This window comes from Cupriavidus necator A5-1 (assembly GCF_000744095.1).
GTDB classification, from domain to species: Bacteria; Pseudomonadota; Gammaproteobacteria; order Burkholderiales; family Burkholderiaceae; genus Cupriavidus; species Cupriavidus necator_A.
Map to the genome: position 1 here is coordinate 622,593 of NZ_JQLI01000008.1, position 13,684 is coordinate 636,276.

A 13,684-nucleotide genomic window follows, 5' to 3' on the forward strand; every position below is an offset into this window, starting at 1 on the left:
GCCTGACCCCGCCGCCCGCCAGCCGGACGGTTTTTTCATTTTTTGCCCGGAAAGATCCGGGCCCGAGCCAGCCAGTTCCTCGCCATCCTGACCGCCCATCATGAACGCGCATACCCAGGTACTTTCCATTGCCGGTCCCGCCGGTGCGATCGATCTTTCGGTGGACCTGCCGCAGGGAGAACCGCGCGGCCTGGCGCTGGTGGCGCACCCGCATCCACTCTTTGGCGGCACCAAGGACAACAAGGTCGCGCAAACGCTGGCGCGCGCCTTCGTGCAACTGGGCTATGCCACGGTGCGCCCGAACTTCCGCGGCGTGGGCGGTACCGCCGGCGAGCATGACAACGGCATCGGCGAGCAGGACGACCAGCTCGCAGTGATTGCCTGGATGCGCGAACAGACCGCGTGGTCGGCGCAGGCCGCCACGCTGCCGCTGGCGTTGGGCGGCTTCTCCTTCGGCAGCTTCGTCACCACGCACGTGGCGCGCCGCCTCGCCGAAGCCGGTACGCCCGCGCAGCGCCTGGTGCTGGTGGGCACCGCCGCCAGCCGCTGGCAAGTGGCCGAGGTCCCGGCCGACACTATTGTCATCCACGGCGAGCAGGATGACACCGTGCCGCTCGCGAGCGTGTTCGACTGGGCCCGCCCGCAGGAGCTGCCGGTGATCGTGATCCCCGGCGCCGACCATTTCTTTCACCGCAAGCTGCACCTGATCAAGCAGCTCGTCGTCAACGCGTGGGACCGGTAACGCAGGCCGTTTCGCGCCGCTTCACCGCATGTCCCGCACGATCCCTTTCTTGTCGGAAACTGAAACAATGCTGAATAGAGCCACGACACGTCTTTCGTCCGCTTTTGCACCCGCCGCCATCGTCGCGGCCGTTGCGCTGGCCGCCGCGCCTGCCGCCGTCCTTGCGCAGGGCGTGCCGATGCCGCAGGTCGCAGCCAAGTCGTGGATGCTGTATGACGTGACCAGCGGCCAGGCCCTGGCGTCGCAGAACGCCGACGCGCGCATCGAGCCGGCCTCGCTGACCAAGCTGATGACCGCCTACCTGGCGTTCGAGGCACTCAAGGAAAAGCGCCTGACGCTGGAACAGACCGTGGTGCCGACCAGCCTGGTGCTCAAGGTCAAAAGCGACGAGTCGCGCATGTTCATCGAGCCCAACAAGCCGGTCAGCGTGCAGGACCTGCTGCTGGGCCTGATCGTGCAGTCGGGCAACGACGCCGCGCTGGCACTGGCCGAGGCCGTGGGCGGCTCGGAAGAGGGCTTCGTCGCGATGATGAACCGCGAGGCCCAGCGCATGGGCATGAAGAACACCCACTTCACCAACACCGACGGCATCCCCGACCCGAACCACTACACCACCGCGGTCGACCTGGCCACGCTGACCACGCGCCTGATCAAGGACTTCCCCGAGTACTACAGCATGTACTCGCAGAAGGAGTTCACCTATAACAAGATCAGGCAGCCCAACCGCAACCGCCTTTTGTACATCGACCCGACCGTGGACGGGGTCAAGACCGGCCACACCAAGTCCGCCGGCTACTGCCTGATCTCGTCGGCCAAGCGGCCGCTGGCCAACGTGCCCAACGGCTCGCGCCGCCTGATCTCCATCGTGATCGGCACCACCACCGAACAGGTGCGCACGCAGGAAAGCCTGAAGATCCTCAACTACGGCTTCCAGTTCTATGACACGCTGCGCCTGTACGACAAGGGCCAGGTGCTGGCCACGCCGGAGATCTACAAGGGCAAGAACGGCGCGGTCAAGATCGGCGTGCAGGAAGAGACCTTCGTCACCGTGCCCAAGGGCACCGGTGGCCGCCTGAAGCCGGTGCTGGAGCGCCAGGAACTGCTGATCGCGCCGATCGCGGCGGGCCAGCAGGTGGGCATGGTCAAGCTGATGGACGGTGCCAACAAGGTGGCGGAGTTCCCGGTGGTGGCGCTGGAAGACGTGCCCGAGGCTGGCTTCTTCGGCCGCCTGTGGGACACCATCCGCCTGTGGTTCAAGCGCAAGTGACCTGAATGCGCGAGGCCCGGCGCGCCATGCAGCGTGCCGGACCGCGCCGGAGAATCCGACATGACAGCCGACAACCAGAGCAGCGGCAGCAAGCCAGGCGATATCCCGCCGGAGCAGTCGCTGATCGAATACCCGAGCCACTTCCCGATCAAGGTGATGGGCTCGATGCAGGACGGCTTTGCCGAGGCCATCGTCACGCTGGTGCAGGAGTTCGATCCGGACTTCCATGCGGGCAAGATGGAGATGCGCCCGTCGCGCAATGGCAATTACCTGGGCCTGACCGTGACGGTCTGGGTGACCAGCCGTGAGCAGCTTGATGATTTGTATCGGGCGCTGACTGCGCATCCGATGGTGAAGGTGGTGCTCTAACGCTTCGCTCCCGCTTAGTTTTCTCCCCTCTCCCGCGCGCGGGAGAGGGGTGCCGCCTTGACGCATTCTCACCAGCCTCTGCTGCCGCGGGTCCGCTGTTTCGCCATACCAACATGAACACCATCACCCTGAAACCCGGCAAGGAAAAATCCCTGCTGCGCCGCCACCCGTGGATCTATGCCACCGGCATCGCCACCACCGAAGGCCGCTGCGAGCCGGGCGCCACCGTGACCGTGCGTGCCGCGGACGGCCGCTTCCTGGCCAAGGCCGCCTACAGCCCCGAATCGCAGATCCGCGCGCGCGCGTGGACCTTCGACGAGAACGAGCCGGTCGACCACGCCCTGTTCAAGCGCCGCGTGGCCGCGGCGATCGCGTACCGGCGGCAATGGGTGAAGGACAGCGATGCGGTGCGCCTGATCTTCGGCGAATCGGACCGGCTGCCTGGCCTGATCGTCGACTACTACGGCAACGGCGCGCAGGGCCAGCTGGTGTGCCAGTTCAATTCCGCGGGCGTTGAGCACTGGAAGGCCGCGATCGTGCAGGCGCTGGTCAAGGAAACCGGCTGCCCCAACGTCTACGAGCGATCCGATGCCGCCGTGCGCCAGCGCGAAGGGCTGGAGCTGGTGACGGGCGTGCTGGCCGGCGCCGAGCCCGATCCCGCGCTGTCGGTGACCGAGCATGGCGTGCGCTACTACGTCGACGTGCGCAGCGGCCACAAGACCGGCTTCTACGTGGACCAGCGCGACAACCGCAAGCTGGTCGGCGACCTGGCCGAAGGCCGCGAGGTGCTGAACTGCTTCTGCTATACGGGCGGTTTCTCGCTGGCCGCGCTGCGTGGCGGGGCCAAGGCGGTGACCTCGATCGATTCCTCGGGCGAGGCGCTGAAGATTGCCGCGGGCAATGTCACGCTCAACGGCTTCGATCCCGAGCGCGCTACCTGGCTCGATGCCGACGTGTTCAAGACCCTGCGCGAATTCCGCGCCGAGGGCCGCCAGTTCGACCTGATCGTGCTGGACCCGCCCAAGTTCGCGCCGTCGGCGCAGCATATCGACCGCGCCGCGCGTGCCTACAAGGAGATCAACCTGGTCGGCACGCAGCTGCTGCGGCCGGGCGGGCTGCTGTTCACGTACTCCTGCTCGGGTGCGATCAGCATGGAGTTGTTCCAGAAGATCGTGGCGGGCGCGGTTACCGATGCGCGTGCCGATGCGCGCATCCTGCGGCGTTTGTCCGCCGGCACGGATCACCCGATGCTGGCGGCGTTCCCGGAAGGAGAGTACCTGAAGGGGTTGCTGCTGGAGAAGGTGGCGTAACGCGGCAGCTTGTTAGCGGCGACGGCCCTTAGCCAAACCGCTTGTTTTCTCCCCTCTCCCGCAAGCGGGAGAGGGGGCACACCGGCGGCATAGTGGGCGCTTTCGCAAGCTCCTGTCTCACCGCCACATATTCCGCATCCGACTAGCCAGATCCACCGGCGCCAGCGCTGGCTTGACCTGCCCTTCGCCCGGCATCGGCGGCGGCGGCCACGCACGGCTGTGGAAGTTGGGCATCACGCGATTCGGCAAAAAGCGCGTGCGCGACGCATACACATGCCGGTCGCCAAAGCCCACCTGCTGGTGCACATAGAAGCGCTGCGGCACGACGATGTCGAGATGGTCCTTGGCCCGCGTCATCGCCACATACATCAGCCGCCGTTCTTCCTCGATCTCTTCGGTAGTTCCCGTTGCCAGGTCGGACGGCATGCAGCCATCCACCGCGTTGAGCACATACACCGCCTTCCACTCCTGCCCCTTGGCCGAGTGGATGGTCGACAGGATCAGGTAGTCCTCGTCGCGCGAGGGCACGCCGGATTCATCGCTCGACGCGCTAGGCGGATCCAGCGTCAGCTCGGTCAGGAAACGCTCGCGCGCGCCATAGGTAGCCGCGATGCGCTCGAGCTGCTGCAGGTCGGCCTGGCGCGCGGCGGCATCGTCATGCAGGCGTTCCAGGTGCGGCGCGTACCAGGCCAGCACCTGCTCGAATTCCGACGGCCATGGCGAGGTCGGCGCCATCAGCGCGCGCGCCAGCGCCAGCAGGTCGGCCCACGCGGGCGCGGCGGCAGGCGGGGGTTCGAATTCTTCCAGCGAGAACAGCGGCTCGGTGGCCAGCGCCAGCGCATCGAGCACGCGCGCCGCGGTCTTGGGGCCGATGCCGGGCAAGAGCTGCAGCGTGCGGAAGCCCGCCATGCGGTCGCGCGGGTTTTCCAGCCAGCGCACCACGGCCAGCACATCCTTCACGTGCGTCGATTCCAGGAATTTCAGTCCGCCGAATTTCACGAACGGGATATTGCGCCGCGCCAGCTCGATCTCGACCTGCGCGCTGTGGTCGGCGGCGCGGAACAACACCGCCTGCGCCATCAGCGCCAGCCCGGCCTCGCGCCGCGCCAGCACCTGCTCGACCACGTAGCGGGCCTGGTCGGCCTCATCGTTGACGACGATCACGCCGGGCTTTTCCGCCGAGGCGCGATCGGACCACAGATCCTTGGTATAGCGCTCCGCCGCCAGCCCGATCACCGCGTTGGCGGCCTGCAGGATCGGCTGCGTCGAGCGGTAGTTCTGCGACAGCGTGACCTGCTGCGCCGCCGGCGTGAACTGCTGCGGGAAATCGAGGATATTGCGCACGGTGGCGCCGCGGAAGGCATAGATCGACTGCGCGTCGTCGCCCACCACGGTCAGGCCGCGGCCATCGGGGCGCATGGCCAGCAGGATCGATGCCTGCAGCGCGTTGGTGTCCTGGTATTCATCGACCAGGATATGGTCGAAGCGCGCGCCCATGTCCTGCGCGATGCTGGGCTCGGCCATCGCCTGCGCCCAGTACAGCAGCAGGTCGTCGTAGTCGAGCACGTGCTGCTTCTGCTTGGCCTCGACATAGCCGGCAAAGAGCGTGCGCAGCGCATCGGCCCACATCGCGTAGCGCGGGAACTGCTGCTTGAGCACGTCTTCCAGCGGGGCCTGCGTGTTGACCACGCGCGAGTAGATCGCCAGGCAGGTTTCCTTCCTGGGGAAGCGGCTGGCGGTCTCGGACAGGCCCAGGTCGTGGCGCACCACGTGCATCAGGTCGGCCGAATCGCCGCGGTCGCTGATGGTGAAGGCGGGCGACAGGCCCAGCGTCTCGGCGTATTCGCGCAGCAGGCGCGCGCCGATGGCGTGGAAGGTGCCGGACCACTGCAGCGCGGCACGCCCGGCGCCGGTCTGGGTGCCGAGCGCCTGGTCGACGATGCGTTCGACGCGGCGGCCCATCTCGGCGGCGGCGCGGCGCGAGAAGGTCAGCAGCAGGATGCGGCGCGGGTCGGCGCCGCCCAGCACCAGGTGGGCCACGCGGTGCGCCAGCGTATTGGTCTTGCCCGAGCCGGCGCCGGCGATGATCAGCAGCGGCGCGTCGCTGCCGTGCTCGACCGCGGCGCGCTGCTCCGGGTTGAGCCGGGACAGGTAGGCGGGGGCCGCATCGGCTTCTGGGACCGCGAGGTCCGCAAGGTTCGAAGCAGGGGCAAGATCCAGTGACACAGGCAGGGCTCGAGGGTCGGGCAGGGCGTGGCCCGCGCATGCGCACGGGTCGCCACCAGGATGGAAAGGCTGGGAAAAAAGCTGGCGCTAACTGTATATCCATACAGGCCGGCTGCGCAAGCTTGGGAGTGCCCGAGTGTGAATCGAAAAAGAAAAAAGGTGCTCGATGAGCACCTTTTCGCGGCTGTTGCAGGCGGTAACCAGGCGGTAACGTTATGCAGACTTTGCCAATGCCCCGTCCAGCAGCTTGTGCAGCGCATCCCACTCAGGCTCGCCCACATAGCGCTTCAGGATGCGGCCGTCCTTGTCGATCACGAAGGTGGTGGGCGTCAGCTGCACATTGCCAAAGGCCTTGGCCGCGGTGCCGTCCGAATCCATCGCCACCTTGAACGGCAGGCCGCGCGTCTTGGCGTAATTCATCACGTACATCGGCGGATCGTAGTTCATCGCCACCGCGACGAATTCCAGGCCCTTGCCCTTGAACTGCTCGTAGGTCTTGACCATGTCTGGCATTTCCTTGACGCAGGTGGCGCAACTGGTGGCCCAGAAGTTGACTATGTAGACCTTGCCCTTCAGATCGCCGGTGCTGACCTTTTCGCCAGACAGCAGCGTGAAGGTGGCGGCCGGCGCGGCATTGGCCGGCGACAGCGCGCGGTAGCCGAACCAGCCCAGCAGCGCGAGCACGACAACGGCCGCGACGACGGGCCAGGGCTTGCGGGCGGGTTTGGCGGCGGAAGGGGAAGTCGTCATGGGATGCGGTCAGGCGGATTCGATCGGCAAAGTGACATTCTAATGCCGCTGGCGCCCGGGCGCTGCGCGCGGCCTGGCTGCGGCAATCCGCCGCAACCGCATCAGCGCCGGGTGGCGACGGCGGCGCGTGCCTGGTCCAGCGCCTGTTCCAGGTAGGCGCCATAGAAGTCCGGCTGCATGCCGCGCAGCGACGGGGCGGCGGCGCGGCCCTGCCGGTCGAGGAACAGCACCGTGGGCGCCACGCGCACCTGGTGCGCCCGCGCCCAGGCGCGCGCGGTGGTCAGGTTGCCGTCCGCATCGCGCAGCGGCGTGTCGGCGGTCAGGTCGAGTTCGCGCACCACGGCGATCTCGCCGGCGGCGGCCTGTGGGCCGAGGTAGTTGCGGCGCACAGTCTCGCAATAGCTGCAGCCCGGCATCGACACCAGCACCACCACCGGCTCGCCGCGGCGCGCGGCTTCGGCGCCGTGGGCGGCCAGGTCGGTGGCCGGGGGCAGGTGCGCCGACCCTGCCGCGGCCTGCGCGCCGGTTGCGGCCAGCAACGCACACGCGGCCAGCCAGGAGCGGCAAAGCCTGGCGGATGCGCGGACGGCGATGTTGGCGGGCATGGCAAAGGAGTCGGGCGAAGGCGTCGGGGGCAATGGAGCGGCGCGGCAAGCACTGCCGGGCCGCTTCCGGGATAATACCGGTTTCCGCCCGCAGGCGACGGCAGCCCCCGAGAGCCGCCCCGGCCTGTGCGCGCTGTCCGCCATTCGCTCCCCATGCGTCCTGTGCCGCCCCGCCGAGCCTTCCCGCCGCCGCCCGCAAGCCCTTGTTGTTATGCGCCGCCGCGCTGCTGGCGCTGGTCCTGTGCGCCTGCTCGCCGCGCTATGACTGGCGCACCATCCAGTCCGGCGAAGGCGGCTACGCCGCGCTCTATCCCGGCAAGCCCACCAGCGCCGCGCGCGACGTGACCATCGCCGGCCGCAAGCTGCCGATGACCATGGAAGCCGCGCGGGTCGACGACACGCTGTTCGCCGTCGGCGTGGTCACGCTGCCCGCCGACGATCCCGCGCTGCGGCGCGAGGCGCTGGCCGCGATGCAGGCCGGCTTGCTGGCCAACCTCGGCACGCCGTCGGGCGAGCCCGCGCGCACCCGTGCGGTCACGATCATGACCGCGGACCGCCCGGGCCGGCCGCTGGAGGGCGTGGAAGTGCAGGCCAGCGGTGTGTCGCCGCAGGACCAGTCGCCGCGGCGGCTGACCGCGCGGCTGGTGGCCGTGGGTGTCCGTGCGTACCAGGCCGTGGTGCTGGAGTCGGGCGATGCGGCGCGCGATCTGCGCCAGGCCGAGCAGGTGGAGCAATTCCTCACCGGCTTCCATCCGCTCTGACAGGCAGAGCCGCGCCGAAGGATTTTTTTCAGCCGTTGCCGGCAACACGGGGCAGCGGCAGGGTTGTCGTCAAAGGAGAGTCGTAATGCGTTGGGAAGTCTGGCTGGCTTATTTCGCGGCGTGCTGGGTGATCGCCGTGTCGCCGGGATCGGGGGCGGTGCTGTCGATGAGCCACGGGCTGTCGTACGGCCTGCGCAAGACCAGCACCACCATCTTTGGCCTGCAGACCGGGCTGGTAATCGTGCTGCTGGTGGCCGGCGGCGGGCTGGGCGCGCTGCTGCTGGCTTCGGAGCAGGCCTTCATGGTGGTCAAGACCGTCGGTGCCCTCTACCTGATCTATCTGGGCGTGCAGCAGTGGCGCGCGAAAGTGGAGAGGAGCGAGGGCTCGGCAGAGGATGCCGGACCCGCACGCGTGGCCGTGATGAGCCCGCGCCGGCGCTTTGCCACCGGTCTGCTGACCAATGTGACCAATCCCAAGGGCATCATCTTCATGGTCGCGGTGCTGCCGCAGTTTATCGATCCCAACCATGGGCTGGCGCCGCAGCTGGCGATCCTGGCCGCCACCATGTGCGGCGTGGACCTGGTCGTGATGCACGGCTATGCGCTGCTGGCCTCGCGCATGCAGGGGCTGTTCCGCAATGCGCGCGCGGTGCGCTGGCAGAACCGCTTCTTCGGCAGCGTGCTGATGGCGGTGGGCGCGGCGCTGTTCTTTGTGCGCCGGCACCACGCCTGAAGACCAGGCGGTGCGTGCCGGCACTGGCGCGCACCCGCCGCGTTTGCTTCAATGAGGGGGAACCCCGGCCACGGAGACCCCGCATGCCAGCCTCGCTGAACCCCCATGCCGGCGCACACGCGCTGCCGCGCCATACCGTGCCCCCGTCGGAAGAACCCTCGCCGCCGGGCGTTCCCCCCGACCTGCCGCTGCCGCCGGAAGAAGACCCGACCCCTCCCCCGGTGGAGCCGCCGGTGGCCGGGCGTTACTGCCGCAGTTCGTAGAAATCGTTCAGGCAATAGCCGTCGGTCAGCTCGACCGGCTTGTCGCTGTGGGTGTAGCCGGTGCGCAGGATATGCAGCAGCGGCTCGCCCGGGGCGATGTTCAGGCGCGCCGCCAGTTCGTCGCCGGCGATGATGGCGCGTAGCTTCTCGGTGACGCGCAGCACCGGCTTGCCGATCCGTTCCAGATAGGCGTAGAGCGACTCGCCGATGGCGCTGGCGTCCGGCAAAACCGCCAGCGCCAGCGTGGTCACATCCATCCAGTAGGTCTGGCCGTCAGCCTTGCGCAGCCGGGTCAGCCTGACGATCTCTTCCCCTTCCTGCAACGCCAGCGCCGCGGCTTCCTGCGGCGTGGCGCGGCTGCGCTCGAACGCCACCAGTTCGCTGGCCGGCGTCATGCCGCGTCGGCGCGCCAGCTCGCTGAAGTTGTCGAGCCGCGCCGGCTTGGGCTCGGGACGCGGCGCGATAAAGGTGCCCGCGCCGCGGCTGCGCGTGATCGCGCCGTCTTCGGCCAGCGCCTGCAGTGCGCGCCGCGCGGTGACGCGCGAGATCCCCAGCGATTCCACCAGCGTGCGTTCGGACGGCAGCGCGTCGCCGACGCGCCACTGGCCGGCCTGGATCTCAGATGGCGTGGATCGGCGCCAACTACCGCGTGCTGCCCGCGCTGACGCTGCTGACGGGCGTCTACTACGCTACCCTGAACAAAAGCGGCGGGCATGGCACGCTTGTCACACTGGGCGCAAAGTATGACTTGTCGAAGCGCACCTCGCTCTACGGCACGGTCGCCTCGGTGTTCAACTCGCGCAATGCCACCTTCTCGGTCGAGGCCTCGCCGGACACCATGCCGCGCGCGGGGGCGAACCAGCAGGGCGCGTACGCCGGCATCATCCACCTGTTCTGAGGGGGGCGTGCCGGTGATGTTGTGGAAGTGGAGAGTCATGCCATGAAAGGAAACATCCTCACGCCCGCCGGCTGGGTCTTGGGCGAGATCCACGCCGGCCCTGACGGACGCATCGCGCGCATCGAGGGCATGCCCGCCACGCCCGATGGCAACGATGCCCCGTACGTGCTGCCGGGGTTTGTCGACCTGCTCAACCACGGCGGCGGCGGCAAGGACTTCATGGACGGCGAGGCGGCGGTGCCGGTGATCCTGCGCGCGCATGTGCGCTTCGGCACCACCAGCCTGCTGGGCAGCACCATGACGGCGCCGCACGAGGTGCTGCTGGCGGCACTGCAAGCGCTGGGCCGCGCCTGCGCGCAACGCCCGCGCGGTGCTGCGCGCATGCTCGGCATCCACCTGGAAGGGCCATATATCAACCCCGGCAAGCTTGGCGCGCAGCCCGACACGTCAGCCATCGCCACGCAGGAAGAACTGGAACAGTACCTGGGCGCGGCGCCGCTGAAGGTGGTGACGCTGGCGCCGGAACTGCCGGGCCATCTCGACATCATCCGCGCGCTGGCCGCGCGCGGCGTGCGTGTGCAGCTCGGCCATACGCTGGGCACCTATGAGGACGCGGTGGCGGCGCTGGAGGCCGGCGCCAGCGGCTTCACCCACCTGTTCAACGCGATGACGCCGCTGCAGCACCGCGCCCCCGGCATGGTGGCCGCGGCATTGGCGCACGCCGAGTTCGCCGAACTGATCCCGGACCTGCTGCACGTGCATCCCGGCGCCATCCGCGCGGCGCTGCGCGCAATACCGCGCCTGTACGCGGTGACCGATGCCACCGCCGCCGCCGGCATGCCCGACGGGGTGTACCACCTGGGCAGCCAGACCGTCTACAAGTCGGACGGCAGCGTGCGGCTGGCCGACGGCACGCTGGCCGGCAGCGTGCTGACCATGGACCAGGCGCTGCGCAACTTTGTCGCGATCGGGCTGGAGCTGGCCGAGGCTTCGCGGCGCGTGTCGCTGTATCCGTCCCAATACCTGGGCCTGACCGACCGCGGCATGCTGGCCGCCGGCTGCTGCGCCGATGTGGTCGTGCTGGACCGCTCGCTGTCGGTACGTACCGTCTACGTCGAAGGAGAGTGTTGTGTCGAGAATGCTTGAAGAGGCGCTGAGCGCGCCGGGCGTGGTGGCCGCGCAGCTGGCCGATGCGCCGCGCGTGGCCGCGCTGGCGGCGGAACTGGCCGCGCAGCCGTGGCCCGCGGTACTGACCGTGGCGCGCGGCAGCTCGGACCATGCCGCCAGCTACTTCGCCGCGCTGGTGACCCGCCGCCTGGGCGTGCCGGTGGCCTCGCTGCCGATGTCGACGGTCACGCTGCATGGCAGCTCGCTGCGCGTCGCCGGGCAACTGGCGGTGGCGTTCTCGCAGTCGGGACGCAGCCCGGACCTGGTCGAGACCATGCAGGCGCTGCGCGACGGCGGCGCCGCCACGCTGGCGCTGGTCAACGCCCCGGACTCGCCGCTGGCGCAGGCGTGCGCGCACGAGTTGCCGCTGTGTGCCGGGCCCGAGCAGAGCGTGGCGGCGACCAAGAGCTATATCGCCATGCTGTCGATGTCGGCCTTGCTGGTCGGCGATCTCGAAGCGGCGCGCACCGGCGAGCGCGAACTGGTTGCCGCCTGCGAGGGGCTGCCCGCGGTGCTGCGCGAGGCCGCCGCGCAGGACTGGATGCCGCTGGTGCCCGCGTTGCGCGGCGCGCAGCGCATGATCGTACTGGGCCGCGGCGCGGGACTGGCGATCGCGCAGGAAGCGGCGCTCAAGCTCAAGGAGACCTCCGGCATCCAGGCCGAGGCGTTTTCTGGTGCGGAGGTGCGACACGGCCCGATGGAGATCATCGGCGACGGCTATCCGCTGCTGGTATTCGCGCCGCGCGGGCCGGAGCAGGCCGGGCTGCTGGCGCTGGCGGCGGAGATGCGCGCCCGCGGCGCGCGCGTGCTGCTGGCTGCGCCGCCTGACACGGATGACGCGAATCTGCCTGTGGAATTGCCGCTGGTGACGGCCGGCCATCCGCTGCTCGACCCGATCGCCGCAATCCAGAGCTTCTACGTCGCCGCGCAGGCGCTGGCCCTGGCGCGCGGCCGCAACCCCGACCAGCCGCAATACCTGCGCAAGGTGACCGAGACGCGCTGATCCCGCTGCGCGCGTCAATTGCAACCGATACGCCCCCACGCCGGCACCCCGGCAAGCAAGGAGTCCGCCATGCCAACCACCCGATCCGCCTCTTCCTTCGGCACCGCCGACGCGCGGCCGCTGGACCTCGTCATCTTTGGCGGCGCCGGCGACCTGTCGGCGCGCAAGCTGCTGCCCTCGCTCTACATGTGCCACCGCGACGGCAACCTGCCCGGCGGCACCCGCATCATCGGCGTGGGCCGCCACGCGTGGGACCGCGAGGCCTTTGTGGGTTTTGCCGACGAGAAGGCAAAGCCGTTCGTGGACGCGCGCTATCTCGACGCGGCCAAGTGGCAGACCTTCCTGGAGCGGCTCGACTTCGTGCGCCTGGATGCGTCGCAGCCGGCCGACTATGAGGCGCTGGCGGAGAAGCTGCGCGACGAGGCGCTGCGCATCTACTACATGGCGATGCCGCCGGGACTGTTCGCCGCCACCTGCGACAACCTCGCCGGCCACGGCCTGATCGCCGACGACACGCGCCTGGTGCTGGAAAAGCCGCTGGGCGTGGACCTGGCTTCGGCCATCGCCATCAGCGAAGTGGTGAACCGCTATTTCACCGAAGATCGCACTTACCGCATCGACCACTACCTCGGCAAGGAGACCGTGCAGAACCTGATGGCGCTGCGCTTCGGCAACTCGATCTTCGAGCCGCTGTGGCGCACGCCGTTCGTCTGCAGCGTGCAGATCACCGTGGCCGAGACCGTCGGCGTGGGCAGCCGCGGCGGCTTCTACGATGAGGCCGGCGCGATGCGCGACATGATCCAGAACCACCTGCTGCAACTGGTCAGCATCCTGGCGATGGAACCGCCCGCGGCACTCAACTCCGACGCCGTGCGCGACGAGAAACTCAAGGTGCTGCGCTCGCTGCGGCCGATGTCGCCCGAGGACGTGCGCCGCAATACCGTGCGCGGCCAGTACACCGCCGGTGCCATCGCCGGCGAACTGGTGCGCGGCTACCTGCAGGAAGACGGCATCCCGCCCGACAGCCGCACCGAGACCTTTGTCGCGATGCGCGCCGAGCTGGGCACGTGGCGCTGGAACAAGGTGCCGTTCTACCTGCGCACCGGCAAGCGCATGCAGGAGCGCGTGACCGAGGTGGTGATCAACTTCGCCCAGGTGCCGCATTCGATCTTCGATCCGGGCAGCACGCTGCAGCCCAACCGCATGGTAATCCGGCTGCAACCGGAAGAGTCGGTGCGGCTCACGCTGATGGTCAAGCAGCCGGGTGAGGGCATGAAGCTGAAGCCGCTGAGCCTGGCGCTAAACCTCGACTCGGCCTTCACCACGCGGCGCGCCGAGGCTTACGAGCGCCTGCTGCTTGACGTGATTCGCGGGCGGCTGGCGTTGTTCGTGCGGCGCGATGAACTGCAGGCGGCCTGGACCTGGGTCGATCCGATCCTGGAAGCGTGGCGCCAGCAGGATGAAGGGCCACGGCCCTATACGGCGGGGACGTGGGGCCCGGCGGCATCGTCGGCGTTCATGGCGCGCGAGGGCATGCAGTGGTCGGAGGAGGCATGACGGCTTGCGTTGGCACGCAAGGCCGAGGATCAA

General features: G+C 68.8%; 15 protein-coding genes. 11 read left to right on the top strand and 4 right to left on the bottom strand.

Going from position 1 to position 13,684, the window contains the following annotated elements; genetic code table 11:
* The first annotated feature begins 100 nt into the window (after positions 1 to 100).
* From K307_RS27050 to K307_RS27065, 4 genes are all read left to right on the top strand, one after another.
* A complete protein-coding gene (locus tag K307_RS27050) occupies positions 101 to 742 on the top strand; it encodes an alpha/beta hydrolase (protein ID WP_022533374.1) in 642 nt (213 codons plus the stop codon).
* A gap of 67 nt (positions 743 to 809) precedes the next feature.
* Positions 810 to 2,009, top strand: a complete 1,200-nt coding sequence (locus tag K307_RS27055) for a D-alanyl-D-alanine carboxypeptidase family protein (RefSeq protein ID WP_042883913.1) — start codon at positions 810 to 812, stop codon at positions 2,007 to 2,009.
* A gap of 60 nt (positions 2,010 to 2,069) precedes the next feature.
* Entirely contained in the window at positions 2,070 to 2,378 is a 309-nt protein-coding gene (locus K307_RS27060) for a YbeD family protein (RefSeq protein ID WP_042883914.1), read from the top strand.
* 113 nt (positions 2,379 to 2,491) lie between these two features.
* On the top strand, positions 2,492 to 3,688 hold the full coding sequence (locus K307_RS27065; protein ID WP_042883915.1) for a class I SAM-dependent rRNA methyltransferase: 1,197 nt from the start codon (positions 2,492 to 2,494) through the stop codon (positions 3,686 to 3,688).
* 117 nt (positions 3,689 to 3,805) lie between these two features.
* Here K307_RS27065 and K307_RS27070 read toward each other — a convergent pair whose 3' ends face one another.
* The 3 genes from K307_RS27070 to K307_RS27080 all read right to left on the bottom strand — a co-directional run bounded on the left by K307_RS27070 (position 3,806) and on the right by K307_RS27080 (position 7,269).
* Complete coding sequence (locus tag K307_RS27070) at positions 3,806 to 5,914, bottom strand: ATP-dependent helicase (RefSeq protein WP_419187182.1); 2,109 nt, start codon at positions 5,912 to 5,914, stop codon at positions 3,806 to 3,808.
* A 213-nt stretch (positions 5,915 to 6,127) separates the two neighbouring features.
* Entirely contained in the window at positions 6,128 to 6,664 is a 537-nt protein-coding gene (locus K307_RS27075; protein WP_042883917.1) for a TlpA disulfide reductase family protein, read from the bottom strand.
* Positions 6,665 to 6,765: 101 nt separating this feature from the next.
* Positions 6,766 to 7,269, bottom strand: coding sequence for a SoxW family protein (locus tag K307_RS27080; protein ID WP_042887451.1), 504 nt, complete (start codon positions 7,267 to 7,269; stop codon positions 6,766 to 6,768).
* A 206-nt stretch (positions 7,270 to 7,475) separates the two neighbouring features.
* Here K307_RS27080 and K307_RS27085 point away from each other — a divergent pair, with 206 nt between their 5' ends.
* The 3 genes from K307_RS27085 to K307_RS27095 all read left to right on the top strand — a co-directional run bounded on the left by K307_RS27085 (position 7,476) and on the right by K307_RS27095 (position 9,026).
* A complete protein-coding gene (locus K307_RS27085; protein WP_419187183.1) occupies positions 7,476 to 8,030 on the top strand; it encodes a hypothetical protein in 555 nt (184 codons plus the stop codon).
* An 85-nt stretch (positions 8,031 to 8,115) separates the two neighbouring features.
* The gene (locus K307_RS27090) at positions 8,116 to 8,763 is read left to right on the top strand and encodes a LysE family transporter (protein WP_042883918.1); all 648 of its coding nucleotides are present in this window, start codon (positions 8,116 to 8,118) and stop codon (positions 8,761 to 8,763) included.
* Between the two features lie 83 nt (positions 8,764 to 8,846).
* Complete coding sequence (locus K307_RS27095) at positions 8,847 to 9,026, top strand: hypothetical protein (RefSeq protein ID WP_042883919.1); 180 nt, start codon at positions 8,847 to 8,849, stop codon at positions 9,024 to 9,026.
* Here the strand turns inward: K307_RS27095 and K307_RS27100 are convergent.
* Positions 9,008 to 9,589 carry a GntR family transcriptional regulator gene (locus K307_RS27100; RefSeq protein WP_230626139.1) on the bottom strand — a complete coding sequence of 194 codons (582 nt, stop codon included), beginning with the start codon at positions 9,587 to 9,589 and terminating at the stop codon, positions 9,008 to 9,010. The genes K307_RS27095 and K307_RS27100 overlap by 19 nt on opposite strands.
* 59 nt (positions 9,590 to 9,648) lie before the next feature.
* On the opposite strand from K307_RS27100, the gene K307_RS27105 reads away from it, so the two are divergent.
* The 4 genes from K307_RS27105 (at position 9,649) to zwf (ending at position 13,651) form a co-directional block, all read left to right on the top strand.
* Complete coding sequence (locus K307_RS27105; protein WP_042883920.1) at positions 9,649 to 9,924, top strand: porin; 276 nt, start codon at positions 9,649 to 9,651, stop codon at positions 9,922 to 9,924.
* Positions 9,925 to 9,966: 42 nt separating this feature from the next.
* Positions 9,967 to 11,070 (top strand): N-acetylglucosamine-6-phosphate deacetylase, encoded by a 1,104-nt coding sequence (nagA, locus tag K307_RS27110; protein WP_042883921.1) that lies wholly within the window; start codon positions 9,967 to 9,969, stop codon positions 11,068 to 11,070.
* A complete protein-coding gene (locus tag K307_RS27115; protein ID WP_042883922.1) occupies positions 11,063 to 12,094 on the top strand; it encodes an SIS domain-containing protein in 1,032 nt (343 codons plus the stop codon). The genes nagA and K307_RS27115 overlap by 8 nt, the downstream gene beginning before the upstream one ends.
* Before the next feature lie 69 nt (positions 12,095 to 12,163).
* A complete protein-coding gene (gene zwf, locus K307_RS27120; protein WP_042883923.1) occupies positions 12,164 to 13,651 on the top strand; it encodes a glucose-6-phosphate dehydrogenase in 1,488 nt (495 codons plus the stop codon).
* Positions 13,652 to 13,684: the final 33 nt, after the last annotated feature.

Excerpts from the sequence above, each read along its gene's own strand:
- K307_RS27095 (WP_042883919.1), top strand. The coding sequence starts at position 8,847 with ATGCCAGCCTCGCTGAACCCCCATGCCGGCGCACACGCGCTGCCGCGC.
- K307_RS27060 (WP_042883914.1), top strand. The coding sequence starts at position 2,070 with ATGACAGCCGACAACCAGAGCAGCGGCAGCAAGCCAGGCGATATCCCG.
- K307_RS27105 (WP_042883920.1), top strand. The coding sequence starts at position 9,649 with ATGGCGTGGATCGGCGCCAACTACCGCGTGCTGCCCGCGCTGACGCTG.
- K307_RS27075 (WP_042883917.1), bottom strand. The coding sequence starts at position 6,664 with ATGACGACTTCCCCTTCCGCCGCCAAACCCGCCCGCAAGCCCTGGCCC.
- zwf (WP_042883923.1), top strand. The coding sequence starts at position 12,164 with ATGCCAACCACCCGATCCGCCTCTTCCTTCGGCACCGCCGACGCGCGG.
- K307_RS27090 (WP_042883918.1), top strand. The coding sequence starts at position 8,116 with ATGCGTTGGGAAGTCTGGCTGGCTTATTTCGCGGCGTGCTGGGTGATC.
- K307_RS27065 (WP_042883915.1), top strand. The coding sequence starts at position 2,492 with ATGAACACCATCACCCTGAAACCCGGCAAGGAAAAATCCCTGCTGCGC.
- nagA (WP_042883921.1), top strand. The coding sequence starts at position 9,967 with ATGAAAGGAAACATCCTCACGCCCGCCGGCTGGGTCTTGGGCGAGATC.
- K307_RS27055 (WP_042883913.1), top strand. The coding sequence starts at position 810 with ATGCTGAATAGAGCCACGACACGTCTTTCGTCCGCTTTTGCACCCGCC.
- K307_RS27080 (WP_042887451.1), bottom strand. The coding sequence starts at position 7,269 with ATGCCCGCCAACATCGCCGTCCGCGCATCCGCCAGGCTTTGCCGCTCC.
- K307_RS27050 (WP_022533374.1), top strand. The coding sequence starts at position 101 with ATGAACGCGCATACCCAGGTACTTTCCATTGCCGGTCCCGCCGGTGCG.
- K307_RS27115 (WP_042883922.1), top strand. The coding sequence starts at position 11,063 with ATGCTTGAAGAGGCGCTGAGCGCGCCGGGCGTGGTGGCCGCGCAGCTG.